Annotated in this window: 26 protein-coding genes and 1 riboswitch; of the genes, 11 read left to right on the top strand and 15 right to left on the bottom strand. The window is 61.9% G+C overall.

Annotated elements, in window-relative coordinates; all coding sequences use genetic code 11:
- The first annotated feature begins 304 nt into the window (after positions 1-304).
- Together flgB and AC1RTA_RS01760 are read left to right on the top strand one after the other, a co-directional pair.
- The gene (gene flgB / locus AC1RTA_RS01765; protein WP_314624389.1) at positions 305-898 is read left to right on the top strand and encodes a flagellar basal body rod protein FlgB; all 594 of its coding nucleotides are present in this window, start codon (positions 305-307) and stop codon (positions 896-898) included.
- Between the two features lie 373 nt (positions 899-1,271).
- Positions 1,272-2,321 carry a DMT family transporter gene (locus AC1RTA_RS01760; protein ID WP_152089181.1) on the top strand — a complete coding sequence of 350 codons (1,050 nt, stop codon included), beginning with the start codon at positions 1,272-1,274 and terminating at the stop codon, positions 2,319-2,321.
- Positions 2,322-2,626: 305 nt separating this feature from the next.
- Here AC1RTA_RS01760 and AC1RTA_RS01755 read toward each other — a convergent pair whose 3' ends face one another.
- Positions 2,627-3,202 carry a TMEM165/GDT1 family protein gene (locus tag AC1RTA_RS01755; RefSeq protein ID WP_152089182.1) on the bottom strand — a complete coding sequence of 192 codons (576 nt, stop codon included), beginning with the start codon at positions 3,200-3,202 and terminating at the stop codon, positions 2,627-2,629.
- 3 nt (positions 3,203-3,205) lie between these two features.
- Positions 3,206-3,378, bottom strand: a riboswitch (yybP-ykoY riboswitch).
- A gap of 392 nt (positions 3,379-3,770) precedes the next feature.
- Here AC1RTA_RS01755 and AC1RTA_RS01750 point away from each other — a divergent pair.
- Complete coding sequence (locus AC1RTA_RS01750) at positions 3,771-4,847, top strand: DNA-binding protein (RefSeq protein WP_152089183.1); 1,077 nt, start codon at positions 3,771-3,773, stop codon at positions 4,845-4,847.
- 93 nt (positions 4,848-4,940) lie between these two features.
- Positions 4,941-5,711: a hypothetical protein gene (locus tag AC1RTA_RS01745; RefSeq protein ID WP_152089184.1), complete on the top strand. Its 771-nt coding sequence runs from the start codon at positions 4,941-4,943 to the stop codon at positions 5,709-5,711.
- Positions 5,712-5,830: 119 nt separating this feature from the next.
- Here the strand turns inward: AC1RTA_RS01745 and AC1RTA_RS01740 are convergent, their stop codons facing one another.
- Positions 5,831-6,685 (bottom strand): SDR family oxidoreductase, encoded by an 855-nt coding sequence (locus AC1RTA_RS01740; protein ID WP_492783807.1) that lies wholly within the window; start codon positions 6,683-6,685, stop codon positions 5,831-5,833.
- 144 nt (positions 6,686-6,829) lie between these two features.
- Between AC1RTA_RS01740 and AC1RTA_RS01735 the strand changes: the two genes are divergently transcribed.
- Together AC1RTA_RS01735 and AC1RTA_RS01730 are read left to right on the top strand one after the other, a co-directional pair.
- Positions 6,830-7,273 carry a winged helix-turn-helix transcriptional regulator gene (locus AC1RTA_RS01735; protein ID WP_492783806.1) on the top strand — a complete coding sequence of 148 codons (444 nt, stop codon included), beginning with the start codon at positions 6,830-6,832 and terminating at the stop codon, positions 7,271-7,273.
- 12 nt (positions 7,274-7,285) lie between these two features.
- Positions 7,286-7,819 (top strand): GNAT family N-acetyltransferase, encoded by a 534-nt coding sequence (locus AC1RTA_RS01730; RefSeq protein ID WP_492783805.1) that lies wholly within the window; start codon positions 7,286-7,288, stop codon positions 7,817-7,819.
- On the opposite strand, the gene AC1RTA_RS01725 is transcribed toward AC1RTA_RS01730, so the two are convergent.
- On the bottom strand, positions 7,816-9,762 hold the full coding sequence (locus tag AC1RTA_RS01725; RefSeq protein ID WP_492783804.1) for a PhoX family protein: 1,947 nt from the start codon (positions 9,760-9,762) through the stop codon (positions 7,816-7,818). The two genes, AC1RTA_RS01730 and AC1RTA_RS01725, sit on opposite strands and share 4 nt — an antisense overlap.
- A gap of 157 nt (positions 9,763-9,919) precedes the next feature.
- Between AC1RTA_RS01725 and AC1RTA_RS01720 the strand changes: the two genes are divergently transcribed.
- Positions 9,920-10,624 (top strand): ankyrin repeat domain-containing protein, encoded by a 705-nt coding sequence (locus AC1RTA_RS01720; protein WP_157870640.1) that lies wholly within the window; start codon positions 9,920-9,922, stop codon positions 10,622-10,624.
- Positions 10,625-10,716: 92 nt separating this feature from the next.
- On the opposite strand, the gene guaA is transcribed toward AC1RTA_RS01720, so the two are convergent.
- Positions 10,717-12,351 carry a glutamine-hydrolyzing GMP synthase gene (gene guaA, locus AC1RTA_RS01715; protein ID WP_492783803.1) on the bottom strand — a complete coding sequence of 545 codons (1,635 nt, stop codon included), beginning with the start codon at positions 12,349-12,351 and terminating at the stop codon, positions 10,717-10,719.
- 97 nt (positions 12,352-12,448) lie between these two features.
- Positions 12,449-13,909: an IMP dehydrogenase gene (guaB, locus tag AC1RTA_RS01710; protein WP_014237702.1), complete on the bottom strand. Its 1,461-nt coding sequence runs from the start codon at positions 13,907-13,909 to the stop codon at positions 12,449-12,451.
- Between guaB and AC1RTA_RS01705 the strand changes: the two genes are divergently transcribed.
- Entirely contained in the window at positions 13,800-14,474 is a 675-nt protein-coding gene (locus tag AC1RTA_RS01705; protein WP_492783802.1) for a DUF4124 domain-containing protein, read from the top strand. The two genes, guaB and AC1RTA_RS01705, sit on opposite strands and share 110 nt — an antisense overlap.
- A 45-nt stretch (positions 14,475-14,519) precedes the next feature.
- On the opposite strand, the gene AC1RTA_RS01700 is transcribed toward AC1RTA_RS01705, so the two are convergent.
- Both AC1RTA_RS01700 and AC1RTA_RS01695 read right to left on the bottom strand, forming a co-directional pair.
- Positions 14,520-14,843, bottom strand: coding sequence for an RnfH family protein (locus AC1RTA_RS01700; protein ID WP_205230376.1), 324 nt, complete (start codon positions 14,841-14,843; stop codon positions 14,520-14,522).
- A complete protein-coding gene (locus AC1RTA_RS01695) occupies positions 14,836-15,267 on the bottom strand; it encodes a type II toxin-antitoxin system RatA family toxin (protein WP_130458543.1) in 432 nt (143 codons plus the stop codon). The genes AC1RTA_RS01700 and AC1RTA_RS01695 overlap by 8 nt, the downstream gene beginning before the upstream one ends.
- A gap of 60 nt (positions 15,268-15,327) precedes the next feature.
- Here AC1RTA_RS01695 and smpB point away from each other — a divergent pair, with 60 nt between their 5' ends.
- Positions 15,328-15,774: an SsrA-binding protein SmpB gene (gene smpB / locus AC1RTA_RS01690; RefSeq protein WP_014237706.1), complete on the top strand. Its 447-nt coding sequence runs from the start codon at positions 15,328-15,330 to the stop codon at positions 15,772-15,774.
- Positions 15,774-16,394: a trimeric intracellular cation channel family protein gene (locus AC1RTA_RS01685; RefSeq protein ID WP_130458544.1), complete on the top strand. Its 621-nt coding sequence runs from the start codon at positions 15,774-15,776 to the stop codon at positions 16,392-16,394. The genes smpB and AC1RTA_RS01685 overlap by 1 nt, the downstream gene beginning before the upstream one ends.
- Before the next feature lie 197 nt (positions 16,395-16,591).
- Here the strand turns inward: AC1RTA_RS01685 and ppsA are convergent, their stop codons facing one another.
- The gene (gene ppsA / locus AC1RTA_RS01680) at positions 16,592-18,967 is read right to left on the bottom strand and encodes a phosphoenolpyruvate synthase (RefSeq protein WP_492783801.1); all 2,376 of its coding nucleotides are present in this window, start codon (positions 18,965-18,967) and stop codon (positions 16,592-16,594) included.
- An 85-nt stretch (positions 18,968-19,052) separates the two neighbouring features.
- Here ppsA and ppsR point away from each other — a divergent pair, with 85 nt between their 5' ends.
- The gene (gene ppsR, locus AC1RTA_RS01675; protein ID WP_014237709.1) at positions 19,053-19,895 is read left to right on the top strand and encodes a posphoenolpyruvate synthetase regulatory kinase/phosphorylase PpsR; all 843 of its coding nucleotides are present in this window, start codon (positions 19,053-19,055) and stop codon (positions 19,893-19,895) included.
- A gap of 117 nt (positions 19,896-20,012) precedes the next feature.
- Here ppsR and AC1RTA_RS01670 read toward each other — a convergent pair whose 3' ends face one another.
- Genes AC1RTA_RS01670 through AC1RTA_RS01640 form a run of 7 tightly spaced genes read right to left on the bottom strand, consistent with a single transcriptional unit; the run spans position 20,013 to position 25,297 of the window.
- A complete protein-coding gene (locus tag AC1RTA_RS01670) occupies positions 20,013-20,789 on the bottom strand; it encodes a TrmH family RNA methyltransferase (RefSeq protein ID WP_492783800.1) in 777 nt (258 codons plus the stop codon).
- Positions 20,790-20,792: 3 nt separating this feature from the next.
- A complete protein-coding gene (gene rnhB / locus AC1RTA_RS01665) occupies positions 20,793-21,389 on the bottom strand; it encodes a ribonuclease HII (RefSeq protein WP_492783799.1) in 597 nt (198 codons plus the stop codon).
- The gene (lpxB, locus tag AC1RTA_RS01660; RefSeq protein WP_492783798.1) at positions 21,370-22,557 is read right to left on the bottom strand and encodes a lipid-A-disaccharide synthase; all 1,188 of its coding nucleotides are present in this window, start codon (positions 22,555-22,557) and stop codon (positions 21,370-21,372) included. Before lpxB ends, rnhB begins: the two co-directional genes overlap by 20 nt.
- Positions 22,558-22,561: 4 nt before the next feature.
- Complete coding sequence (gene lpxA, locus AC1RTA_RS01655) at positions 22,562-23,332, bottom strand: acyl-ACP--UDP-N-acetylglucosamine O-acyltransferase (protein WP_014237713.1); 771 nt, start codon at positions 23,330-23,332, stop codon at positions 22,562-22,564.
- A 4-nt stretch (positions 23,333-23,336) separates the two neighbouring features.
- Positions 23,337-23,774, bottom strand: coding sequence for a 3-hydroxyacyl-ACP dehydratase FabZ (gene fabZ / locus AC1RTA_RS01650; protein ID WP_014237714.1), 438 nt, complete (start codon positions 23,772-23,774; stop codon positions 23,337-23,339).
- Between the two features lie 5 nt (positions 23,775-23,779).
- A complete protein-coding gene (gene lpxD / locus AC1RTA_RS01645; protein ID WP_492783797.1) occupies positions 23,780-24,766 on the bottom strand; it encodes a UDP-3-O-(3-hydroxymyristoyl)glucosamine N-acyltransferase in 987 nt (328 codons plus the stop codon).
- A 21-nt stretch (positions 24,767-24,787) separates the two neighbouring features.
- Positions 24,788-25,297 (bottom strand): OmpH/Skp family outer membrane protein, encoded by a 510-nt coding sequence (locus tag AC1RTA_RS01640; RefSeq protein ID WP_492783836.1) that lies wholly within the window; start codon positions 25,295-25,297, stop codon positions 24,788-24,790.
- Positions 25,298-25,319 lie beyond the last annotated feature (22 nt).

Genomic DNA, 25,319 nt, shown 5'->3' with positions numbered 1-25,319 from the left:
ATAAAAAGCGTTTGGCATTTTTCTGAATAGGGCTAGGCTAGTCATAAGATGCTTCATAATTCCCATTCTGAATTATTCCACGACGGCCCTTTAATTTTTGTGGCGTTGGTGCTTTTATTTTTTGTCAGTCGTTTTTTAATAGAGAGGCATCTAGAGAAAAGAAACAAAAGAAAGTCATATGCAAAAAGCCTCCCTAACCGATTGAAAAGGCATCCAAGGAAGCATAGAAATCCTAACAGTAAAAATGAGGCATAACAAAGATGGCTTGTTATGAACATTCCACATTTAGGAGAAATAATTGCATATGGCGGATATTCCAAATTTAAATTCTATTGCACTCCCTCTTAGAGGTACAACTACCAAAGAGGGGAGTAATGAGAAATACAATACTCAACAAAGCTTTTCAAAAATATTAGAGCATTATCACTTAATAAATAATCCTAGTGATACACAAAAATTGAAAAACAACACTCCTGATTCTACGCGCCTTTTAAGCAATAATAACGCACGTGGCGGAAAATCTGACTTTCAGGAGAATATGCTGAGTATACGAGCCTATCGGCAACAATTAATTGCTTCAAACATTGCTAATTCCGATACCCCTGGGTATAAGGCTCAAGATATTGAAATTAATGAGTCAATTGGTGTAATGAATCGCGATTCAATGGCGTTAGCAAAATCAAGCGCTAGCCACATGTCAGGAGTCACCTTAAGTAAGGTTAATACTTTTAATTTAAAATATCGCGTTCCATATCAAAGCAGTGCTGATGGCAATACTGTTGAAATGGATATTGAACGACAACACTTTGCTGAAAATGCTGTTATGTACCAATTCACTTTGGATCGTGTCGGAGGTGAGTTCAAGGATATGGCTGAGTTGCTTAGGAATCTGAAATAGTAATTTAGTGAGTTTATTTCTGGCGAAAGAGAGTAAATCGATTGCATCGAAGTATTTGTCACATGCTCAACCATATGCGGCAGGATGATGGTTTTTTGCTGATTGTCGTAGGGGTTCTAGCACTGCTCATATTTTTGTTGTTATTGATTTTTGCTACTTGGCGGGAAGAGCGATGGATTCGCATTGTCAAATTTTTTAACTCGCTATTTCGGTTATAAAAATTGAAATTAATAAATGCGTTTTTTAGTTTTAAAATCTATTTTAGAGTAGCGGGTGAACTTTTTTTGGGGGCGCAGTTAATGATGGCGGATATAGGCTACTCATCAGGGACCTGCACCTGCCATCTGAAGACCACTGATCGGGAGCAATCCTGATGAAGCAGGTCGACATGGGGGGTATCGCCACAGCTCTGATCGCGGCGCTCCTTTTCGGTGCCAGCCCCCCATTGGCCAAGCTGCTGTTGGTCCATACCAACCCCTGGCTACTCGCGGCCCTGCTGTACCTAGGCTCAGGTCTTGGTCTCCTTCTGCTTCGCCGCCTCTGGCGGGTGCCGGCGGTGTCCCTGCCAGGACTCGAGTGGGGCTGGCTAGCCGGAGCCATCCTGGCCGGCGGCGTGGTGGCCCCGGTCTTGCTGCTACTCGGCCTAGCGCGGATGCCGGCCTCCGGTGCTTCCCTGTTGCTCAATGCCGAGGGAGTATTCACCGCCTTCCTGGCCTGGTTTGTCTTCCATGAGAACTTTGACCGTCGGGTTGCCCTTGGTATGGTGACCATCGTTGCCGGCGCCCTGGTCCTGTCCTGGCCAGGGGAGGCCAGCTTCGCCGGCAGCCAGGCCGCCTTGCTGGTCTTGAGTGCCTGCCTGGCCTGGGCGGTGGACAACAACCTGACGCGCAAGGTGTCCCTAGCCGATGCTTCCTTTATCGCCATGACCAAGGGGCTGGCAGCAGGTGCCACCAACCTAGCGCTAGCCCTGGCGCTCCATGCTCCGTGGCCGGCTCCTGGCATTGTTACGGGAGCCCTGTTCCTGGGACTGGCCAGCTACGGCGCCAGCCTCATCTTGTTCGTGGTGGCCCTACGCCACCTGGGGACGGCACGTACTGGTGCCTACTTCTCGGTAGCCCCCTTTCTCGGCACGCTGCTGGCCATCGCCCTGCTGCAGGAGCCTGTCACTCCCCAACTCGCCCTGGCCGGTGCCCTGATGCTGCTGGGGGTATGGCTGCACCTGACCGAGCGCCATGAGCACCCCCATGTGCACAAGTCTGGCAGCCACGAGCACACCCACTACCATGGCGACGATCCCCATCACGACCATCCCCATGACCCGCCTGTGGCGGCCGGTACCCGCCATCGTCACAGCCATGTCCACAGGACACTGCAGCACAGCCACCCGCATTTTCCTGACATGCACCACGAACACCGTCACTGAGCCGGAGTACATGTGGAGCACCTCGCTCCACAAACTTGCGGTTCCTGTACTTATGATGGTTTTTTGTGTTCAGCCCCGAGGACTTATTGACCTCCTTAAGCAGTCGCAAGTGAGTATTCGCATAAATCTTGCCTCCTAGTGGCGCCAGAAGGCGCATCCCAACATTGCCATTGAATGGCGTATCAGACTGCCAGCGAGCTAGAGAATGAGCATTACAAACTAAGGATAGGTGCGACATATCCATCTCGAACATCGCGAAAAAGTCCGGACCATGAATCCAGGCCTTGCCCTAAACCATCTATGTACTAAATCCCAAATGCGTTTCCTGCACCCAACAACGTAGCCACTCCCAAGATGGCAAAAATGACTGCTGCAATGCCATGAACCAGGCGTACAGGGATTCGATGAGCTACACGGTCTCCCAGGAGTACTGCAGGCACATTCGCTATCATCATCCCAAGGGTCGTTCCAGCCACAACGAGAGCGAGACTCTGGAACTGGGCAGCCAAAGCGACCGTAGCGATCTGGGTTTTATCGCCCATTTCGGCTAAGAAGAAAGCGACAAGGGTAGTGCCAAAGACACTCATCTTGGCCAGTTGGGTTTCTTCCTCATCCAGCTTGTCCGGAATGAGGGTCCAGATTGCCATAGCGATAAACGAGACTCCCAGCACCCAGCGAAGTGCTTGGGGGGGCATCAAAGTGGTAATCCAGGTACCAACCGCGCCGGCAAACGCATGATTGGCGAGGGTTGCCGCCAGAATGCCCAGGACGATAGGGATTGGCCGCCGGAACTTGGCTGCCAGGAGAAATGCGAGAAGTTGGGTTTTGTCGCCGATTTCGGCCAGGGCTACGATGCCCGTTGAGACGAGGAATGCTTCCAAAATGACTCCCTGGCCGGACAAATACCAATGACCACACCGCTCCCGGCCATTCCGAGTCGATGTGGTCAAAGGTCTTGCCAAGTTCAGGAACCGCCCGCACCACGGCCAGAAGACCGAGTCTGTTGATACGGGCCCCTCCAATAGATGGAGGGAGGCTACTCCCCAATGACGGGGGCGATACTAGAATGAAAGACATCATCTGTCTATCTCGGGCATGTTACTTAGTGGTATTGGGGCCTGGAAAGTACTTGTTGGATAGGTGCCAAATATCTCTGGAAAGCACTGAGTAGGCAGGGTGGCTGCCTTGTTGCGTCACTGGGTGGTAGGTTTGGTGAGAATACTCACGCAGGCACAGCCTGAGCTAAGCCACTCGAGAGCGAGGGGGGCTGAATAGCAACTGTTTCCTCTGCTTCGTACGGTTTCCGAGTCATGGTTTCCTAAAAAACACGATCACACCAAATAACAAACCATTATCACTTCTTATATTTTGTCAATTTCTCACCTTGTGCTATCGCAATTCAGTATGTACTATCGTATTACGTAATACGGTACGAAATTCGAGGATGCCATGGCCAGAGCCGGAATCTACAAATCAGAAGTTGTCAGAGCGCGTAACAACCTGCTGGCGATGGGGCGCTATCCATCGATTGACGCCATCCGTGGCGAACTGGGCAACACGGGCTCCAAAGGTACGATTCACCGCTACCTCAAGGAGATCGAGGAAGAGGAAGGCGGGAATACCGGTACCCAGGTTGCGGTCAGTGATGCCATTCAAGACCTGTCAGCCAGGCTGGCCGAACGTCTGCATTTGGAAGCCGATCAGCGCATGGCGGCGCTGACCGATAAGCACAAGGCGGAAATTTCAGCGCTGAACGACACCATCATCGCGTTACGTAATGAAGTCGATTCCTTCCGCAGCCAGTCTGAGCGTCAGGTATTGGAGTTGTCGGCAGAGAAGACCACCCACAGCGAAACCCTGAGCACGCTTCAGGAAGAGAGAATCGTTCGGGCGCAAATGACGCAGCGTATCGAGGATATGGAGGGGCAACTGGCAAAGGAAGAAATGCACCGCATATCGCTGGAAGAAAAGCATCAGCATGCCCGGGAGGCGCTGGAGCATTTCCGCACAGCGGCGAAGGAGCAACGTGAGCAGGATCAGCGGCAGTTCGAACAGCAGATTCAGTTCTTGCAGGGGGAACTGCGTGGAGCCAAGGAAACGGTGAATGCGAAACAGCAGGAGCTCATCCGCAGCCACGAGGACAATGCCCGTCTTTCCAGCGAGCAGGCCCATCTTCGTAGCGAGTTGCATCGCCTGGAAACCGAAATTCGACCGCTACGTACCGCCCGGGAACAATTGGCGGTCTTCGAACTGAAGAATCAACAGCTGGAAGAGCGCCTGGCCCAGAGCACTACCCACCTTGATCAACTGAAAGCGGACAACCAAAGCTACACAGAGAAATTGCAGGATACACATCAAGCCGGACTCCGCCTGGAGGCTGAACTGACTGCAGCAAAAGCTGTGTTAGCCAGCCAAGAACAAATCCTGCAAAGGATCACTATCAGCCAGCCCCCCGCAACGAAAGGCAGCGGACAGCGCAAGGGAAGTGCAGAGAACCAAGAATCGCTCTTTGAACCGAAAAAGTAATAGGAGGATCAGTTGTCGCGCAGCAGTTTGGCACCTCGTCACATGCTTTCAACGATACTATGCTCATAAGCAAAGCGGACTACAGAGGGTGGCATGGATTCGAACGAGTGCATTCGACCGCCGGGAACCTACTACGACATCATCGCTCATCCGGTCGATCGGAAGCGTGCCATCGAGGTGGCGATCGTTCAGGACCATCGCTTCGCTTTCTTCTATTGGCTCAAATGGCGAAACAAACAAGCTGATCAGCCCAATCCGCCAGCCTTGATTTCTTTGGATTGGCATCAAGATCTTGTTCCGCCCTGTGACCTCGAATGCGAGTGGCTCAGCGCACTTGATGCAGATGATTATAAGGCTGTCGGTTACTTTTGCTGGGATAAGCTACATGTCTTAAACGATGGTCACATCCTGGCCGCGGCTTACCTCAACTTGATTGGTGACATTCACGTTGTGCAGAAGCAGCGTGATGAATGCCCGGAGGACTTCGTGGATGTCGACGGACGGAAGCACCTGGTCTGCTGCTATGACTCCGTGGAGCAATTAACAGAGGCGGTTTCAGGGCTGAAATATGATTCGGCTATCCTCGATATCGATCTGGATTACTTCACCGAAAGTCCGGACTCATGCGGAGGAGGCGACCAGCTTCAACTGGTCGGCCAAGATGAAATCCAGGCATGCCTTGATCCAACAAGTCCGTTCATGTCGTGGATTTTCCCGCGAATGACGGGAATGACTATTGCGACTGAGCCTGAATTCTGTGGTGGGTTAATGAACTCAAATCAATTGTTCAACGTAGTGTGCGGTACGTTATTTGATCCGCCGCTGTTGAGCCACAGGCCTGGCTGGCGCCACCAGTTGAAGTAGTTGACGCCAAAAATTTCTAAATCAAATCCGTCGGTTAAAAGCGATTTTCGAGGATTTCGTATGAATCCCGGCCGACCCTCAACCCCGGGACGGCCTGGGAGAGACGGGCGCAGACGTCGTCAGCCCAGCACGGACGGCAGCAGGGCCTCCAGCGGTGTGGTGGGACGGCCGATGAGGCGGCTCAGCTGGTGCTGGTCGTCGAACAGGGCGCCCCGGGCCGCAGCGGCATCGGAGTCGGCCAGCAGGGCCGCCAGGGGCGCCGGCAGGCCGGCCTTGAGCAGGGCGGCCTCGAAATCGGCCTGACTCAGGTTCACATAGGGCACGGCCCTGCCGCTCAGGCGGGTGATGGCGGCGGCCAGATCGGCCAGGGTGTAGGCCGTGTCCCCGGCCAGTTCATGGACCTTGCCGGCCTGATCGGGCTGGGTGAGGACGGCAGCGGCCGCCTCGGCATAGTCGGCCCGGGCCGCCGAGGCGATGCGCCCCTCGCCGGCGGCGCCGATGTAGGCGCCGTGCTGCAGGGCCGGAGCGACGCTGGCCAGGTAGTTCTCGGTGTACCAGCCGTTGCGCAGGATCACGTGGGGCAGTCCGGACTGGCGCAGCAAGGCTTCGCTCTGCCGATGCTCTTCTGCCAGTCCGAGGGGCGAGGTATCGGCATGCAGCAGGCTGGTGTAGGCCAGCAGGCCCACGCCGGTCGCCTGGGCGGCCTCGATGGCGTTGCGGTGCTGGGGCAGGCGCTGGCCCACTTCGCTGGAGGAAATGAGCAGCACCTTCTCGGCGCCGGCGAAGGCAGTACGCAGGCTTTCCGGTTGGCTGTAGTCGGCCTGGCGCACGACGATGCCCTGGGCCGCCAGGTCGGCGGCCTTGGCCGGGTTGCGCACGGCGGCGACGATGCGGCTGGCGGGAACCTGCCGTTGCAGCAGGGACTGGATGACCAGGCGGCCCAGTTGGCCGGTGGCGCCGGTAACGACGATCATGGAATTGCTCCTTCATCTCTGGTTTCGGGCGGAAAGCATTGGCCACTGGCCACCTCCCGCCCCGGGCTTGGGTTTTGCCAAGGGAAATGGGAGAATAGCAACCATACAAACTAAAAATAAGTACGCACACAAAGGTAAGTACCCATGCCCTCCTCCCCACCCGCCGTTCCCGCCACCACTCCAGCCGAGACACCGACCCTGGCCGAACTGATGCGCCGGGGCGACGTCTTTTCCGACCGCTGCCCCTCCCGGGAAGTGCTGCAGCACGTCACCAGCCGCTGGGGCGTGCTGGTGCTGGTGGCCCTGCTGGAAGGCACCCACCGCTTCAGCGACCTGCGGCGCAAGGTGGCCGGCGTCAGCGAACGCATGCTGGCCCAGACCCTGCAATGGCTGGAGGCCGACGGCCTGGTGCGACGCCAGGCCTTCCCGGTGGTGCCGCCCCATGTGGAGTACAGCCTGACGGGCCTGGGCCGGGAGGCCGGGGAGCGGGTCCAGGCCCTGGCGGACTGGATCGAGGGCAACCTGGCGGACATCCTGGCTGCCCGGAAGACGGTGCAGCGGGACAAGTCCGCCAACCGCCCCAAATAAGGGCTTGCGACCATGACCTCCCGCAACTTCCGCCTGCGCCCCATGCAAGGGGCCGACCTGCCCGCCGTGCTGGCGCTCCAGGCCCGGGCCTACGTGCCCTTCTTCCATGAGGACGAAGCCGTCTTCCGCGGCAAGCTGGCGGCCTTTCCGGACTGGTGCTGGGTGGCGCAGATGGCAGACGGCGAACTGGCCGCCTACCTCTTCACCCAGCCCGCCCGCCTGGGCCGCCCGCCCTGTCTGGGCGATGGGGGCGGTAGCCATACGGACGGTGCCGACACCCTGCACCTGCACGACATGGCCGTCAGCCCCCTAACCCGGGGGGCAGGACTGGCGGCCCGCATGACGGCCCATGCCCTGGATGCCGCACAGAAAGCCGAGTTCCGGCATGGCCGCCTGCGGTGGGTCAGCCTGATTGCCGTCCAGGGTTCCGTCCCCTACTGGGCCCGCCACGGCTTCGTTCCCGGGCAGGTAGCGCCCGATCTTTCTTCCTACGGGCCGGGAGCGGCCTACCTGGTCCGCCCCCTGGCTCCGGAGCTGCTGCCCTAGCCCCCCACCACGCCGCCGTCTTCGCGCCGGATCACCACGGTGCCGGAACGGGGCCGGCCAGCGGGCGTTTCCGGGAACTGGCTGTGGGGCCAGTGGGAAATGGCGGTGGCCTTGGCCGGCTCGGAACGCTCGCTGGCCGGCTCCCCCGGGTGCTGGATATTGACGAACAGGGTCCGCCCGTCCGGCGTGCTGGTGATGCCGGTGATCTCGCAGCCCTTGGGCCCGGTGAGGAAGCGCTTGACCTGGCCCGTCGCCACGTCGGCCACCAGCATCTGGTTGTTGCCCAGGCGGGCGTAGTCGCCCTGGTTGAGGACGCTGGTGGAAACGTCGGTCTGGATCCACAGGCGGCCGGCGGCGTCGAACCACAGGCCATCCGGGCTGCCGAAGGCATCGCCCTTGATGTTGCCGCGGCGGGAAGCCTCCGGATGCTGGGGATCGCCGGCCAGGAGGAAAATGTCCCACTCGAAATCCAGGCTGCCGGCATCGTGCCGGACCTTGGCCGGAGCCTCGCGCCAGCGCACGATGTGGCCGAAGACGTTGTCGGCCCGGGGATTGGCGGCATTGAGCCCGGGCACTTCACTGGTACCGCGCTTGACGTTGTTGGTGAGGGAAACATAGACCTCGCCGCTCTTGGGATGGACGGCGATCCACTCGGGCCGGTCCATTTTGGTGGCGCCCACCTGGTCGGCGGCCTGGCGGGTGCGGATCAGCACCTGGGCCTGGTCGGCAAAGCCGTTTTCCGCCGTGAGGCCGTTTTTGCCATGCTCCAGGGCCACCCAGCGCCCCTTACCCTCCTCGCCAAACTTGGCCACGTACAGGGTGCCTTCGTCCAGCAGGCTGGCGTTGGCAGCCCGGTCGCCGGGCTGGTAGATGCCCCTGGAGACATACTTGTAGATGTACTCGAAGCGCTCGTCGTCGCCCATGTAGACCACCACCCGGCCATCCGCCGCCAGGGTCACGGTGGCGCCCTCGTGCTTGATGCGGCCCAGGGCGGTGCGCTTGACCGGCGGCTGCATGGGGTTCCACGGATCGATTTCCACCACCCAGCCGAAACGGTGGGGCTCATTGGGGTGCTTGGCGGCGTCGAAGCGCTCGTCGAACTCGTGCCAGCGATAGCCGGCGGTCTTGTCGTTGATGCCGTAGCGTTTCTCGTCCGGCGTGGCGCTCTTGCCGGTCTTGAAGTAGCCGTTGAAATTCTCTTCGCAGGTCAGGTAGGTACCCCAGGGCGTATGGCCCATGGCGCAGTTGTTGAAGGTGCCGAAGATGAGCCGGCCGTGGGGGTCCTGGGCGGTTTTCAGGCCGGCACTGCCGGCGGCCGGGCCGGAGACGGTGATGGCGCTCTGGGCCGTGATGCGGCGGGCGTAGGCGGAAGGCCGTACCACCTGCCAGCGGCCGCCCTCCTCCTTCACTTCGATGACTGAAACCCCGTGGGCCGCCTGGGACTTGGCCACCTTCTCGGCAGACCAGTCGGCCATGCCGCCGGCGTGGAGCAGACCGTCGTCCGTATATTCGTGGTTGATGCACATCAGGCCGTGGGTGGAAGAGAGCTTCTTGCCCTCGACGAAGGGGAAGAAATGCATGCCGTCGTGGTGGCTGCCGGACTGCAGGCCCTGCTCGGCGGCACTGTTGCCCCCATCGGCCCGATAGGCCGAGCCGTCGGACACCGGGTCGCCCCAGGCATAGAGCAGTTCGGCCCGGTAACCGGCCGGCACCCGTACCTGGTCCAGCTGGGAAACCGGGATGGGATCGAAACCGATGGGCACCTTGGCCGCCCGCCCGGCACCGGAAGCCGCGCTGACGGCTGCTGCCGGCAGGGGCAGGCCGGCCAGGGCAGCGGCTCCCAGGCCGCCGGCCAGCATCTGGCGGCGAGCGGGACTAGTCAGATCGAGAAGATGGGGATTGGGACTGGCATTGCTGCAACAGGCGTCGTCGAAGTCTTTCATGGGAGCCTCGTGGCGAAAATTGTCCATTGTTCGCGCCCCATGTGACAGAACCATGACAGGTGGAAAGGGGTTGGGGGTGCCAACGGCTCAGGCAAGACTTGCAGGGGGAAGAATAATGCCGGACAATTTTGTGAAATATTTCACACAAGTGATCGCCATGGATCAATTTGAAGCCCGCCGTCGCCGCGAATGGATGCTCGTTGGCCTGGTCCTGTTGCTGGCCGTGCTGGCCAACCTGCCCCACGACCTGAGCCAGGCCCTGCATCTCAACACCAACTACCTGGTGGCCGTCCTCGGCCTGATGGTGCTGCTGGCCCTCTTCCTTTACGTCCGCTTCACCTTTTTCCTGCTCTACGCCCTGCTGGTGGTCGGCGCCAACCTGCCGGACCAGTGGGCCGATGGCCTGGGCGTATCGCGCATGCCCCTGCTCATCGCCCTGGGCTTCATGGTGGCCGGCTCCCTGGTGAATCAGGTCACCCGCCTGGTGCCGAGCGGCCTGGAGCCCAAGCCCAAGGTGAAAAGCAGCGAAGGCACCCGAGCCCTGTGCGGCGCGGTGGAACGGAACAATCTGTCCCTGGCCCGCCGCGTCCTGGCCATGGAGATCGATCCCAACCAGATGGACGAACAGGGCCGTCTACCCCTGGCGATGGCCGCCATGAACGGCCACCTGCCCCTGGTGCAGGCACTGCTCCAGGCCGGCGCCAATCCGACCCAGGCGGCCGGTGACGGCCAGACCGCCCTGATGCTGGCGCAGCAGCACGGCCATGCCGAAGTTGTGAGTGCCCTGCGGGAGACCTTGAAGGATCGGCAGGACGACGAAATGCCGCGCCTAAACCCGGATTCGAGCTTCATCCGGACCTGATCCCCAGGACTCGGAATAAAAAAACCGGACTTCGCGTCCGGTTTTTTTTTATTGGGCCAGGCTGCCTGATATCTACCGGCAGAGCGGCACACTCATTCCCACTCGATGGTGGCGGGCGGTTTGCCGGAGACATCGTACACCACCCGGTTGAGGCCGCGCACTTCGTTGATGATGCGGTTGGAGACCTTGCCCAGCAGCTCGTAGGGCAGATGGGCCCAGTGGGCGGTCATGAAATCGCTGGTGACCACGGCGCGCAGGGCCACCACGTTTTCGTAGGTGCGGCCGTCGCCCATGACGCCCACGCTCTTCACCGGCAGGAAGACGGCGAAGGCCTGGCTGGTCAGGTCGTACCAGCTCTTGCCGATATCGGTCTCGGTACAGGCGCCGGCGGCCACGTCCCGCTCGGTGGCCAGGGTGGCGCGCAGTTCGTCGATGAAAATGGCGTCGGCCCGCTGCAGCAGCTTGGCGTACTCCTGCTTCACCTCGCCTAGGATGCGCACGCCCAGGCCGGGACCGGGGAAGGGATGGCGGTAGACCATCTCCCGGGGCAGCCCCAGGGCCACGCCCAGTTCCCGCACCTCGTCCTTGAACAGCTCGCGCAGGGGTTCCAGCAGCTTGAGGTGCATGTCTTCCGGCAGGCCGCCCACGTTGTGGTGGCTCTTGATGGTGTGGGCGCCCTTCTTGCCCTTGCCGGCGGATTCGATCACGTCCGGGTAGATGGTGCCCTGGGCCAGCCACTTGGCGGCGGAGAGTTTCTTGGACTCAGCCTGGAAGACCTCGACGAATTCCTTGCCGATGATCTTGCGCTTCTGTTCCGGATCGGAAACGCCGGCCAGCTTGCCCATGAAGTCGTCCACCGCATCGACGCGGATGACCTTGACGCCCAGGTTGCGGGCAAACATGTCCATCACCATGTCGCCTTCGTTGAGGCGCAGCAGACCGTGGTCCACGAAGACGCAGGTGAGCTGGTCGCCGATGGCCTTGTGGATCAGGGCGGCGGCCACGCTGGAATCGACGCCGCCGGAGAGGCCCAGGATGACTTCTTCACTGCCCACCTGGGCGCGGATGGCAGCGACGGCCTCGGCGATGTAGTCGCCCATGACCCAGTCGGTGCCGCAGCCGCAGATGCCGTGCACAAAGCTTTCCAGGATGGCCCGGCCCTTCACGGTGTGGGTCACTTCCGGATGGAACTGGACGGCGTAGAACTTGCGCTCCTCGTCGGCCATGCCGGCGATGGGACAGGAAGGAGTGGAGGCCATGAGCTTGAAGCCCGGGGGCAGTTCCATGACGGAATCGCCGTGGCTCATCCACACCTTGAGCATGCCGTGGCCTTCGGGGGTGGTGAAGTCGGCGATGTCCTTCAGCAGGGCAGTGTGGCCGTGGGCGCGGACTTCGGAATAGCCGAATTCCCGGGCCTTGCCGGCCGCCTCGGCGGTCATCACGGTGCCGCCCAGCTGCTGGGCCATGGTCTGCATGCCGTAGCAGATGCCCAGCACGGGGATGCCCAGTTCGAACACCACCTTGGGGGCCCGGGGGGTATCGCCCTCGGTCACGGAGCTGGGGCCACCGGAGAGGATGATGCCCTTGGCGCCGTAGTTGCGGATGAACTCTTCCGACACGTCGTAGGGGTGGATTTCGCAGAAAACCTTGGCCTCCCGCACCCGGCGGGCGATGAGCTGGGTGACCTGGGAACCGAAGTCGAGAATGAGGATTTTCTGGTGGGCCATGATGGGTCTGCTATGTGGGCAATAGGGGCGATGAAGCCAATGCTATGAAAAAGGGCGGCCTAGTTGGAACTGGCCGCCCTTGCTTGGTCCCGGAGGATCAGTCCTGGTGGTAGTTGGGCGCTTCCTTGGTGATCTGCACGTCGTGGACGTGGGATTCCCGGACGCCGGCGGCGGTGATCTCGACAAACTCGGCGGTCTCCCGCATCTGGTCGATGGTGGCACAGCCCACATAGCCCATGGAGGCGCGCAGACCGCCCATCAGCTGGTGGATCACGGCCAGCACGGAACCCTTGTAGGGAACCCGGCCTTCGACGCCTTCCGGCACCAGCTTGTCCACGTTGGCGGTGTTGTCCTGGAAGTAGCGGTCGGAGGAGCCGGCCTGCATGGCGCCCAGGGAGCCCATGCCCCGATAGGACTTGTAGGAGCGGCCCTGGAACAGTTCCACTTCGCCCGGGGCCTCTTCGGTACCGGCAAACAGGCCGCCCAGCATGACGCAGTTGGCGCCGGCGGCAATGGCCTTGGAGATATCGCCGGAGAAGCGGATGCCGCCGTCGGCGATCATGGGCACGCCGGTGCCCTTGAGCGCTTCGGCCACATTGGTGATGGCGGTGATCTGGGGCACGCCGACGCCGGCCACGATACGGGTGGTGCAGATGGAGCCGGGGCCGATGCCGACCTTGACGCCATCAGCGCCGTGATCGACCAGGGCACGGGCGGCGGCGGCGGTGGCGATGTTGCCGCCGATCACTTCCACATGGGGGAAGTTCTGCTTGACCCACTTGACCCGGTCCAGCACACCCTGGGAATGACCGTGGGCGGTGTCCACGATCAGCACGTCCACACCGGCGGCGGCCAGCAGTTCTGCCCGCTCCTCGGTGCCGGCACCGACGCCGATGGCGGCGCCAACGCGCAGGCGACCGGCTTCGTCCTTGTTGGCCAGGGGGTGCTCGGAGGTCTTGAGGATGTCCTTGACGGTGATCAGGCCCTTCAGTTCGAAGTCGTCATTGACCACCAGCACGCGCTCGATGCGATGCTCGCGGATCAGTTCCTTGGCCTCTTCGATGCTGGCACCTTCCTTGACCGTGACCAGGCGCTCCTTGGGGGTCATGATCTTGGTCACCGGCTGATCCAGCTTGCCTTCAAACCGCAGGTCCCGGTTGGTGACGATGCCCACCACCTTCTTGCCTTCCAAGACCGGCAGGCCGGAAATCTTGTGCTGGCGGGTCAGGGCCACCACTTCACCGATGGTCATGCTGGGGGTGATGGTGATGGGATCCTTGAGGATGCCGGCTTCGTGGCGCTTGACCTTGGAAACTTCGGCGGCCTGGGCCTTGGCCGAGAGGTTCTTGTGCACAATGCCGATGCCGCCTTCCTGGGCGATGGCGATGGCCAGGCGGGCTTCGGTCACGGTGTCCATGGCGGCGGACACCAGGGGCAGATTCAGGGAAATGTTGCGGGTCAGGCGGGTGGCCAGGCTGACGTCGCGAGGCAGGATGTTGGAATGGGCGGGGACAAGCAGGACGTCGTCGAACGTCAAGGCCTTCTGGATTACACGCATGGCTTTGATCCGGAGTCTCAAAAACGTATTATACGGGACTGGATTACCCTCGGAAAAGAGCCTAGGCATGCCCATCTTCCCATTCCGGCCTGCGACATCCTCCGGCAACCGTCCCCATATTGCCCGAATCGCTGCCATATCCCTGCTTTTCGCAGCCACTTCGGCACTGGCACAAATTTATACCTGGAAGGACGAAAACGGCCGCACCGTCATGTCCGACAAGCCTCCCGTGGGCAAGGTGCAGCAGAAACGGGTGATCAACACACCGCCCGCCAGCAGCGAAACTCCGTCTCCCCCACCCAAGACCCTGGCGGAAAAGGAAATGGAATTCCGCAAGGAGCAGCAGAGCCGCCAGGAAAAGGCCAAGAAGGCAGAGGAAGAACAGGCCGAACTGGCCCGACGCAAGGAAAACTGCGACAACGCCCGGCGCAACCTGCAGCTCTACCAGTCCGGCGAACGGATCGTGCGACGCAACGATGCCGGAGAGCGAGAGTTTTTGGACGACGACCAGCGGGCCGCAGAAGCCGCCAAGGCGCAAAAGCTGGTTAACGAGGCCTGCAAATAAGGCTCGTATGCCAACAATGAAAAAGGCGGCTTGAAGCCGCCTTTTTCATTCGCCGGAGCCTTCATCCCCGGCTCCCTTCTTCATCACCTTGCCTTCGGCGGCCCGCTGCTTGCGCACCTCCTTCGGGTCGGCGATGAGGGGGCGGTAGATTTCCACCCGGTCCTTGTCCCGCAGCACCGCGTCGGCCTTGGCCAGCTTGGCGAAGATGCCCAGCTTGTTCTTGGCCAGGTCGATTTCCGGATATTTCTCCAGCAGGCCCGAGGCCTCGATGGCCTGGCGCACGGTGGCGCCCTCCTCCAGCTTGACGGACACCAGGTCCTGCTTGCGCTGCTGGGCGTAGACGACTTCGACGTTGATTTTTTCAGCCATAGATCTGGGCCGCACGTTTGACGAAGGCTTCGACGAACGTATTGGCAATGTGATTGAAGACGGGACCGATCACCTTTTCAAAGAGCTTGCTGGAAAACTCGTAGCTCAGGGTGAATTCGATCTTGCAGGCCTTTTCCGCCAGGGGCTTGAATACCCAGCGCCCCTCGAGGCGGCGGAAGGGACCATCCACCAGGCGGATGTTCATCCACAGGGGAATTTCCTTGTCGTTCTCGGTGGTGAAGTGGCTTTTGACGCTGTGATAGTTGATATGCAGGGTCGCCGCCGTCTTCTGCCCGTCGCGGAACTTCAGTTCCGTGGAGCTGCACCAGGGCAGGAACTGGGGATAGTCCTCCACCCGGTCCACCAGATCGAACATCTGCTGGGCCGAAAACTCGATCAATACTGATTTTTCCACCAGGGCCATGGGCGGCCTTTTTTCCCGAATCCTTGTAGAATTGCCAATTTTAGCGGAAAGCCCGGCCCAATGAGCATCACCACCAACAAGAAAGCCTTTCACGACTACTTCGTCGAGGAGAAGATCGAAGCCGGTCTCGCCCTCGAAGGGTGGGAAGTGAAGGCCATTCGTGCCGGACGGGTGAATCTCAAGGAATCCTACGTCGTCATCAAGAACGGCGAAATCTGGCTGCTGGGCATGCATTTGACGCCCCTCTACACCGCCTCCACCCACGTCCATCCCGAAGCCACCCGCACCCGCAAGCTGCTCTTGCACCGGGAGCAGATCGACAAGCTCATCGGCAAGGTGGAACGGGCCGGCTTCACTCTCGTCCCCCTGGACCTGCACTACACCCGGGGCCGGGTGAAGGTGGAAGTGGGCCTGGCCAAGGGCAAGAAAATGCACGACAAGCGGGAAACCGAGAAGCAGCGCGACTGGGACCGGGAAAAGCAGCGCCTGATGCGGGTCAAGGTCTGATGCTGCTGGCCGATCTGCTCTACTGGGTCGGCCTGGTGGCCGTGGCGGTTGGTGCCGCCACCGGCGTCTTTGAAGCCGAACGCAAGGGCATGGACCTGGTCGGCACGGTCATGGTGGCGGTGGCCACGGGCCTGGGCGGCGGCACGGTGCGGGACCTGCTGCTGGACCGCAATGTCTTCTGGGTGGTGGACCAGACCTATCTGATCACCGCCTTCGCCACCGGCATTCTCACCTTTTTCATCGTCCGCCGGCGCCCCATCTCCCCTCGCCTTTTCCTCTATCCGGATGCCCTGGCCCTGGCCCTGTTTGCCGTCCTCGGCACCCAGGCCGCCCTGCACTGGCATGCACCCTGGCTGGTGGCCAGCCTCATGGGCGTCATCACCGGGGTGTTCGGCGGCGTGCTGCGGGACATCTTCTGCAACCAGGTGCCCCTGATCTTCCTCCCCGGCGAACTCTACGCCTCGGCCGCCCTGGCCGGCTGCCTGCTGCTGATCGGCCTGCAGGCCCTCGGCGTTTCCCCGGTCTGGGCCGCCTGGCTGGCGGCGGCGCTGATCTTCGGCCTGCGCTGGGCCGCCATCGTCTTCAAGATTTCCCTGCCCACCTTCAAGGCCCGGGCCTAGCCGCCGGCCTCGGTAGCACGTCTTTTCCAGCCTCGCACCAGCACCTCCCCCACAAGCCAGAATGGATGCCCATCTCCGTGCACCCAATCCGGAAAACCGCGTCCCTCCTGCCTTCTGGGCATGCCATGAAAAAAGGCGCCGAGTTGTACACTCGGCGCCTTTTCCGCAGTCGTCAGGGAGACGGGCTCCCTTTGCCTTTAGCTGGCCTTGTGGGCGCCCAGGCGGGTCCAGGTGTCCACCACCGTATCCGGGTTGAGGGAGATGGAGGAGATGCCCTGGTCCATCAGCCACTCGGCCAGATCCGGATGGTCGGAGGGGCCCTGGCCGCAGATGCCGACGTACTTGCCCTTCTTGTTGGCGGAGGCGATGGCCATGGCCAGCAGGGTCTTGACCGCCGGGTCCCGCTCGTCGAAGAGGGAAGCCACCAGGCCGGAGTCACGATCCAGGCCCAGGGTCAGCTGGGTCAGGTCGTTGGAGCCGATGGAGAAGCCGTCGAACACTTCCAGGAACTGGTCGGCCAGCAGGGCGTTGGAGGGAATCTCGCACATCATGATCAGCTTGAGATTGTTCTCGCCCTGCTTGAGGCCATGTTCGGCCAGCAGGCTGACCACGCCCTTGCCTTCATCGACGGTGCGCACGAAGGGCACCATCAGTTCCACGTTGGTCAGGCCCATTTCTTCGCGGACCTTCTTCATGGCCCGGCATTCCAGCGCAAAGCAGTCACGGAAGGTGCTGGCGATGTAGCGGGAGGCGCCGCGGAAGCCCAGCATGGGGTTCTCTTCCTCGGGCTCGTAGAGATCGCCACCCAGTAGCTTGCGGTACTCGTTGGACTTGAAGTCGGAGAGACGCACGATGACGGGCTTGGGCCAGAAGGCGGCGGCGATGGTGGACACACCCTCGGCCAGCTTCTCGACGAAGAATTCCACCGGATTGGCGTAACCCCGGGCGCGACGCAGGATCTCTTCCCGCTTGGAGGCGGGCAGACGGTCGATTTCCAGGATGGCCTTGGGGTGGATGCCGATGACGTTGTTGATGACGAACTCGACCCGGGCCAGGCCGACGCCGGCGTTGGGCAACTGGGAGAACTCGAAGGCCAGCTCCGGGTTGCCCACGTTCATCATGATCTTGGTCTTGATCTCGGGCATGGTGCCCAGATCGCGGGAGGTCACTTCGTAGTCCAGCTTCCCGCGATAAACGTGGCCGGTATCGCCTTCGGTGCAGGAGACGGTGACCACTTCGCCTTCGGCCAGGGTCTCGGTGGCGTCACCGCAACCGACGATGGCGGGGATGCCCAGTTCCCGGGCGATGATGGCGGCGTGGCAGGTACGGCCACCGCGATTGGTGACGATGGCGGAAGCCCGCTTCATCACCGGCTCCCAGTTGGGATCGGTCATGTCGGCCACCAGCACGTCGCCGGGCTTGACCTGGTCCATCTCGGAGGGATCGTGCACCACGCGCACCGGGCCGACGCCGATCTTCTGGCCGATGGCGCGGCCGGAGGCCAGCACCTTGGAGAAGGACTTGAGCTTGAACTTCTCGACGCGGCCGTGGCCTTCCTGGGACTTCACAGTCTCGGGGCGGGCCTGCAGGATGTACAGCTTGCCGTCCACGCCATCCTTGCCCCACTCGATGTCCATGGGACGCTGGTAGTGCTTTTCGATGATCATGGCGTAGCGGGCCAGCTCTTCCACTTCGGCATCGTTGATGGCGAAACGGTGACGCTCGGCTTCGGCCACGTCCTCGGTGATGGTGGACTTGCCGGCCACCTTCTCGGCGGAGAAGGTCATCTTGATCAGCTTGGAACCCAGGTTGCGGCGGATCACGGCCTTCTTGCCGGCAGCCAGCATGGGCTTGTGCACGTAGAACTCGTCCGGGTTCACGGCACCCTGCACCACGGTTTCGCCCAGGCCATAGGAGGCGGTGACGAAGACGGCGTCGCGGAAGCCGGATTCGGTATCCAGGGTGAACATCACGCCGGCGGCGCCCTTGTCGGAACGCACCATGCGCTGCACGCCGGCGGACAGGGCCACCTCGGCGTGGGTGAAGCCCTTGTGCACGCGGTAGGAAATGGCGCGGTCGTTATAGAGGGAGGCGAACACTTCCTTCATGGCGTGAAGGATGTTGTCGAAGCCGTGGATGTTGAGGAAGGTTTCCTGCTGGCCAGCGAAGGAAGCGTCGGGCAGGTCCTCGGCGGTGGCGGAGGAGCGCACGGCGAAGGAGGCGTCGGCGGTGGAATCGGCGATCAGGGCGTCGTAGTGGGCCTTGATCTCGTTCTGCAGCTGGGCCGGGAACGGGGTGTCGATGATCCACTGGCGGATCTTGGCACCGGCAGCCAGCAGGGCATTGACGTTATCCACGTCCAGGTTGGAGAGTTCAGCCTCGATGCGGGCGGCCAGGCCTTCATGGGCCAGGAACTCCCGATAGGCATGGGCCGTGGTGGCGAAACCGCCGGGAACCCGCACACCGGTATTGGCCAGCTGGCTGATCATTTCGCCGAGAGAGGCGTTCTTGCCGCCGACACGGTCCACATCTGTCATGCGCAGCTGGTCGAAACCGATTACATAATCGCTCATGAAGTCCTCTGAAGATTGTTTCAAAATCGGGAAACCGCTATTTTAGCGCCTTCCACAACACTTGACCCGCCGATTAGGGAAATCCATGACTCAAGCGCCGTCCCATCTCCCCTCCCGCACCATCTTCTTCATCTCCGATGGCACGGGCATCACCGCTGAAACCCTGGGACACAGCCTGCTCACCCAATTCGAGGGTGTGCGCCTGAAGATGGTGCGGATTCCCTTCGTCAATTCCACGGACAAGGCCCGGGAATGCCTGGAACGCCTAAAGGAAGCGACCATCCTGGACGGCGCCCGGCCCATCGTCTTCTCCACCCTCATCGACCGGGACCTGAACCGCATCCTGAGCGAGGCCAACGTCCTCTGCCTGAACTTCTTCGACACCTTCATCGTGCCCCTGGAGGCGGAGCTGGGCGTCAAGTCCACCCACACCATCGGCCGCACCCACGGCTCCATCGACACCAACGACTACAAGCAGCGCATCGAGGCCATCAACTACACCCTGTCCCACGACGACGGCGTCACCAACCAGGGGCTGGAGCAGGCCGACGTCATTCTCGTCGGCGTCTCCCGCTGCGGCAAGACGCCCACCAGCCTCTACCTGGCCATGCAGTTCGGGGTCAAGGCGGCCAACTTCCCCCTCATTCCGGAAGACTTCGAGCGCATGAAGATGCCCGACAGCCTGGTCAAGCACCGGGAGAAGCTGTTCGGCCTCACCATCCAGCCCGAGCGCCTCAACCAGATCCGCAGCGAACGGCGCCCCAACAGCAAGTACGCCTCCCTGGAAAACTGCCGCTACGAGGTCAAGGAGGCAGAGAAGATGATGCGCCAGCACGACATCCGCTGGCTCGATTCCTCCACCAAGTCCATCGAGGAAATCTCCACCACCATCATGCAGGAAGTGAAGCTGGAACGGCTGAGCTTCTAAACCCGTCGCCCTACAAGGCAGCAGGGGCGCCATTCTCCAGCCATAGGCCGGGAAGAATGGCGCCCCTGCTGCATTTCAGGCCGGGCCGCTTCAAGGTACTGCTCTCGCTGCTGCGGCTCAGCGCCGCTGGCGCACCGTCTCGAACAGGCAAATGGCGGCGGCAGCAGCCACGTTGAGGGATTCGCTGCCCCCCGGCATGGGAATGGCCAGGGGCGCATTGGTCAGGGCCAGCACGGCGGGCCGCACGCCCTGCCCTTCGGAACCGAAGACCCAGGCCACCGGGCCGCGCAGGTCCGCATCGAAGAGATCGCCCTGGGCCCCCAGGCAGGTAACGGCGGCCTTGCCGCCATAGCCGGCCAGAAAGGCGCAGAGGTCCTGGTTCTCATGGATGACCGTCTGGAAATGGGCGCCCTGCCCCGCCCGCAGGGTCTTGGGTGCCCAGGCCTGGGCGCAATCCGCGCTCAACAGCACCTGGCGGAAACCGGCGGCGGCGGCGCTACGCAGGATGGAGCCCAGGTTGCCCGGGTCCTGCACACCGTCCAGCAGCACCGCATCGCCCTGGGCGTCGGGGCCGGCGGCGGGCACCGGGGTATTGATGAGGCCGACGATGCCGGTGGGCGTATCCACCAGCCCCAGGTCTTCGAACAGGCGCTCGCTCAGCACCGTCTGCTTGATGCCGGCTGAGGCGGCCAGGTAGGCGGCGATTTCGGGCTTGTCCCGGGCCGCCTCGCTGACGAACAGCTCCCGCACCTTCTGGAAGCGTTCCTCGTAGGCCGTCAGCAGATGCATGCCGTCGAGCACGGAAAAGCCGGTCTTGCGCCGCTCCCGGCCGGACTGGCAGAGGCGCCGCAACTGGCGGTAGGCGGGATTGTCGGAGGATTCGACGAAGCGCATGGTTCAGAACAGCTCGGCCTGGGCCAGCAGCAGCTTCACCGGGCCGAAGGAGCGCCGGTGGATGGGGCTCGGCCCATGCTGCCGCAGGCGCTCCAGATGGTCCGCCGTGGGGTAGCCCATGTGGCGGTCGAAGCCGTATTCGGGGTATTGGCGGTGCAGGTCGAGCATGGCCTCGTCCCGGGCCGTCTTGGCCAGGATGGAGGCGGCGGCAATGCAGGCCACCTTGCCGTCGCCCTTGACCACCGCCTCCGCCGGCACCGCCAGCTTGGGGCAGCGGTTGCCGTCCACCAGGGCCCGCAGGGGCACCACGGCAAGGCCGGCCACGGCCCGCTGCATGGCCAGCATGGTGGCGTGGAGGATGTTGAGACGGTCGATCTCGGCCACGGAGGCTTCCGCCACACACCAGGCCAGGGCCTTTTCCCGGATTTCCGGGGCCAGGGCCTCGCGCTTCGCCGCGCTCAGCTTTTTCGAGTCGTTGAGGCCGGCAATGGGCCGGGCCGGGTCCAGGATCACCGCCGCCGCCACCACGCTGCCCGCCAGGGGGCCGCGGCCGGCTTCGTCGATGCCGCAGACCAGGTCGTCAAACAGCTGCAGGGACATCGTCGGCCCGCACGGGACGGCGCCCGAGCACGGAAAGGATGGCCGCCGCCGCCTTCTCCGCCGTGTTCTGGCGCAGCTGCAGGTGGATGCGGGTGAATTCGTCCTCGATGCGGCTACGCAGCAGCTTGTCGGTCTGCAGGTTGAGCAGGGCCTGGGCCAGGTTGTCCGGCGTCGCATCGTCCTGCAGGAATTCGGGCACCACGAACTGGCCGGCCAGGATGTTGGGCAGGCCCACCCAGGGCTGGTACTTCATCCGCTTCATGAGCCGCCAGGAGAAAGGCGCCATGCGGTAGGCGATGGCCATGGGACGCTTGAGCAGCGCCGCTTCCAGGGTGGCGGTGCCACTCGCCACCAGCACCGTGTCGGCGGCCGCCATGGCATCGTGGGAATGGCCGAAGAGCAGGGTGAACGGCACATCCAGGGCCTGATGGCGGTAGATGGCGGTCTCGAACAGCAGGCGGGTTTCCCGGGTGGCCAGGGGCACCAGGAACAGGGCCTTGGGCATGCGGGCGTAAATGCGCTTGGCCGTCTCGATGAAGGTGTCCGCCATGTACTCCAGCTCGGACTGGCGGCTGCCGGGGAGGAAGGCGAAGATCGGCGCCTCCAGGGGCAGGTTCAGCTTTTCCCGGGCCGACTGGCGGTTGATCTCCAGGGGCACCATGTCGGCCACCGGATGGCCCACGTAGTCTACCGGCACGCCCTTGGCCTCGTACAGGGCCGGCTCGAAGGGGAACAGGCAGAGCATGCGGGAGACGGAACGGGCGATCTTGTGGATGCGCTTGCCGCGCCAGGCCCAGATGGAGGGGCTGACGTAGTGGATGGCGGGAATGCCCTTGTTTTTCAGGCCCCGCTCCAGATCCAGATTGAAATCCGGCGCGTCCACGCCGATGAAGACATCGGGCTTTTCCTCCAGCAGGCACTTTTTCAGCTGGCGGCGGATGCCGGTGATTTCCCGGTAGTGCTTGAGCACTTCCACATAGCCGCGCACCGCCAGCTTTTCCAGGGGCCACCAGGCATCGAAGCCCTGGGCCGACATCTTGGGGCCGCCGATGCCGTAGAAGGTGGCGTCTGGCAGGTGCTGCTTGAGCGCCTTGATCAGATGGCTGGCCAGGAGGTCGCCCGAGGCTTCCCCCGCCACCATGGCGATACGGATTCCGTTGCCCGCCATGGCCTCACCGAACGATGCCGCGCTTGGACACGGCGAGGAAATCGAGCAACAGCTGGTATTCGGGATGCTTGGCCAGATCGGCCTCCAGCTTGGCCTTGGCTTCTTCCAGGGTCAGGCCGGACTTGTAGATGGCCCGGTAGGCCCGCTTCAGGGCCATCACCGCCTCGGAGGAGAAACCGCGGCGCTTCAGGCCCTCGCTGTTGATGCCGTAGGGCGAAGCCGTATTGCCGGCAGCGGTGACGTAGGGCGGCAGATCCTGGAACAGGATGGTGCCCATGCCGGTCATGGAATGGGCACCAATGCGCACGAACTGGTGCACCACGGTGAAACCGCCGAGGATGGCGTGGTCGTCCACATGGCAGTGGCCGGCCAGCTGGGCATTGTTGGCGAAAATGGTGTGGTTGCCCACCTGACAGTCGTGGGCCAGGTGCACGTAGGCCATGATCCAGTTGTCGTTGCCCAGGCGGGTGACGCCGCCGTCCTGGATGGTGCCCAGGTTGAAGGTGCAGAACTCCCGGATGACGTTGCGGTCGCCGATTTCCAGACGGGTCGGTTCGCCGGCGTACTTCTTGTCCTGGGGTTCGGCACCGATGGAGCAGAACTGGAAAATCCGGTTGTCCCGACCGATCGTGGTATGGCCTTCGATCACCACATGGGGACCGATCTCGGTGTTGTCACCGATCTGCACATGCTCGCCGATGATGGAATAGGCGCCGACGGAGACGTTCGCTCCGAGCCTGGCTCCGGGATGGACGATGGCCGTCTGATGGATCATGGGCTTACTCGATGGAACGGACGGTGCACATCAGTTCGGCTTCGGTGGCCAGCTGACCATCGACCCGGGCTTCGGCCTTGAACTTCCAGATGCCGCGCTTGCTGGCGATGATCTCCACATGCAGGTTGAGCTGGTCGCCCGGGCTCACCGGCTTCTTGAAGCGGGCACCATCGATGCCGGCAAAGTAATAGACGGACTTGTCGTCAGGCTTGGAACCCATGGTCTTGAAGGACAGGATGGCAGCGGCCTGGGCCAGGGCTTCCAGGATCAGCACGCCGGGCATGACCGGATGGTGCGGGAAGTGGCCGTTGAAGAAGGGCTCGTTGATGGTCACATTCTTGATGGCATGGATACTCTTGCCCGGCTCGCATTCGAGCACCCGGTCCACCAGCAGGATGGGATAACGGTGGGGCAGGTATTCGAGAATTTGGTGAATATCCATATTGGTCAAGATTTTTTCTCCAGCTCACTAAGTTTTTTTTCAAGTTCATGGACCCGGTCCGCCAGCTTCGACAGATGGCGCAGGTGGGCCGCATTCTTCAGCCAGCCCTCGTGGCGCTCCACGGGGAAGGCTCCGGTGTATTGACCGGGCTGTTTCAGGCTCTTGGCCACCAGGGTGCCGGAAGAGACATGCACATCGTCCCCCAGCTCCAGGTGGCCCAGGATGATGGCACCGCCACCGACGGTACAGCGCCTGCCGATGCGGGCGCTGCCGGCGATGCCGACGCAGCCGGCCATGGCCGCGTGGTCGCCGATCACCACGTTGTGGCCGACCTGGATCTGGTTGTCGAGCTTGACGCCGTCGCCGATCACGGTGTCCTCGATAGCGCCCCGGTCGATGGTGGTGTTGGCGCCGATTTCCACATCGTCGCCGATGATGACGCGCCCCACCTGGGGAATCTTCAGCCAGGCCTCGCCATCCTTGGCGAAACCGAAGCCGTCGGCACCGATCACGGCACCGGCATGGATCAGGGCCCGCTTGCCGATGCGGCAACCGGCATACACGGTGACATTGGGATGCAGCACCGAACCGTCGCCGATACTGGCACCGTCGCCGATGACGCAGCCGGCATGGATCACCACGCCCTCGCCCAATTGCACATCCTGCCCCAGCACCACGCTCGGATGCACCGGCGTTTTTGGCTGACGAGCCGGATAGAGCAGCTGGGCTACCCGGGCGTAATACGTGTAGGAATTGGCGGCAACGATGCGGGGCCGGTCCGTGCCGTCCTGCATGGCCGGCGGCACGATGACCGCGGCCGCCCGGGTGCTCGCCAGCTGGCTGCGATACTTGGGGTTGGAGAGGAAGCTGATCTGCCCCTCGCCGGCCCCGGCCAGGGTGCCCACCCCGCAAATCCGGACGGCACCGTCACCCAGCAGGGAGCCTCCCAGACGGGCGACGATTTCGTCAAGACGAATCCCCTCCCCCGTCACGCGGCCCCCTGGCAAATCGGCTTACTTGCCGGCCTTGTCGTCGGACAGGGCCTTGATCACCTTGTCGGTGATGTCCAGCTTGGGGCTGACCCAGACCACATCCTGCAGGATCAGGTCGAACTTCTCGTTCTCGGCGATCTGCTTGATGGCCTTGTTGGCCTTTTCCAGCACGGCGGCCATTTCCTCGTTCTGGCGCAGGTTCAGGTCTTCGCGGAACTCGCGCTGACGGCGCTGGAAGTCGCGGTTCAGATCGTTCAGCTCGCGCTCCTTGTTGCGGCGCTCGCTCTCGGACATGGTGACGCCGTTCTTTTCCAGACTTTCCTGCAAGGTCTGCAGTTTCTTGGCAACGACCTGGAGGTCTTGGTCCCGGCGGGAAAACTCGGCATCGAGCTTCTTCTGGGCCTTGACGGCGGCGGGGGCATCGCGGAACACCCGCTGGGTATTCACGTAACCGATCTTGTTCGCTTCATTGGCAAAAGCAGGCACAACCAGAAATGCAGACAGGACAGCGGCGGCACCGACATTAAGCATTTTGTATTTCAAACCAGTCTCT

Source organism: Azospira sp. MPR-E4 (assembly GCF_058809645.1).
Note: the sequence above shows the minus strand (reverse complement) of the source record. Positions and strands in the feature narration are given on the sequence as shown.

Coding starts and splice junctions, on each gene's coding strand:
- flgB (WP_314624389.1), top strand. CDS start 305: ATGGCGGATATTCCAAATTTAAATTCTATTGCACTCCCTCTTAGAGGT.
- AC1RTA_RS01760 (WP_152089181.1), top strand. CDS start 1,272: ATGAAGCAGGTCGACATGGGGGGTATCGCCACAGCTCTGATCGCGGCG.
- AC1RTA_RS01750 (WP_152089183.1), top strand. CDS start 3,771: ATGGCCAGAGCCGGAATCTACAAATCAGAAGTTGTCAGAGCGCGTAAC.
- AC1RTA_RS01745 (WP_152089184.1), top strand. CDS start 4,941: ATGGATTCGAACGAGTGCATTCGACCGCCGGGAACCTACTACGACATC.
- AC1RTA_RS01740 (WP_492783807.1), bottom strand. CDS start 6,685: ATGATCGTCGTTACCGGCGCCACCGGCCAACTGGGCCGCCTGGTCATC.
- AC1RTA_RS01735 (WP_492783806.1), top strand. CDS start 6,830: ATGCCCTCCTCCCCACCCGCCGTTCCCGCCACCACTCCAGCCGAGACA.
- AC1RTA_RS01730 (WP_492783805.1), top strand. CDS start 7,286: ATGACCTCCCGCAACTTCCGCCTGCGCCCCATGCAAGGGGCCGACCTG.
- AC1RTA_RS01725 (WP_492783804.1), bottom strand. CDS start 9,762: ATGAAAGACTTCGACGACGCCTGTTGCAGCAATGCCAGTCCCAATCCC.
- AC1RTA_RS01720 (WP_157870640.1), top strand. CDS start 9,920: ATGGATCAATTTGAAGCCCGCCGTCGCCGCGAATGGATGCTCGTTGGC.
- guaA (WP_492783803.1), bottom strand. CDS start 12,351: ATGGCCCACCAGAAAATCCTCATTCTCGACTTCGGTTCCCAGGTCACC.
- AC1RTA_RS01705 (WP_492783802.1), top strand. CDS start 13,800: ATGTTGCGGGTCAGGCGGGTGGCCAGGCTGACGTCGCGAGGCAGGATG.
- guaB (WP_014237702.1), bottom strand. CDS start 13,909: ATGCGTGTAATCCAGAAGGCCTTGACGTTCGACGACGTCCTGCTTGTC.
- AC1RTA_RS01700 (WP_205230376.1), bottom strand. CDS start 14,843: ATGGCTGAAAAAATCAACGTCGAAGTCGTCTACGCCCAGCAGCGCAAG.
- AC1RTA_RS01695 (WP_130458543.1), bottom strand. CDS start 15,267: ATGGCCCTGGTGGAAAAATCAGTATTGATCGAGTTTTCGGCCCAGCAG.
- smpB (WP_014237706.1), top strand. CDS start 15,328: ATGAGCATCACCACCAACAAGAAAGCCTTTCACGACTACTTCGTCGAG.
- AC1RTA_RS01685 (WP_130458544.1), top strand. CDS start 15,774: ATGCTGCTGGCCGATCTGCTCTACTGGGTCGGCCTGGTGGCCGTGGCG.
- ppsA (WP_492783801.1), bottom strand. CDS start 18,967: ATGAGCGATTATGTAATCGGTTTCGACCAGCTGCGCATGACAGATGTG.
- ppsR (WP_014237709.1), top strand. CDS start 19,053: ATGACTCAAGCGCCGTCCCATCTCCCCTCCCGCACCATCTTCTTCATC.
- AC1RTA_RS01670 (WP_492783800.1), bottom strand. CDS start 20,789: ATGCGCTTCGTCGAATCCTCCGACAATCCCGCCTACCGCCAGTTGCGG.
- rnhB (WP_492783799.1), bottom strand. CDS start 21,389: ATGTCCCTGCAGCTGTTTGACGACCTGGTCTGCGGCATCGACGAAGCC.
- lpxB (WP_492783798.1), bottom strand. CDS start 22,557: ATGGCGGGCAACGGAATCCGTATCGCCATGGTGGCGGGGGAAGCCTCG.
- lpxA (WP_014237713.1), bottom strand. CDS start 23,332: ATGATCCATCAGACGGCCATCGTCCATCCCGGAGCCAGGCTCGGAGCG.
- fabZ (WP_014237714.1), bottom strand. CDS start 23,774: ATGGATATTCACCAAATTCTCGAATACCTGCCCCACCGTTATCCCATC.
- AC1RTA_RS01640 (WP_492783836.1), bottom strand. CDS start 25,297: ATGCTTAATGTCGGTGCCGCCGCTGTCCTGTCTGCATTTCTGGTTGTG.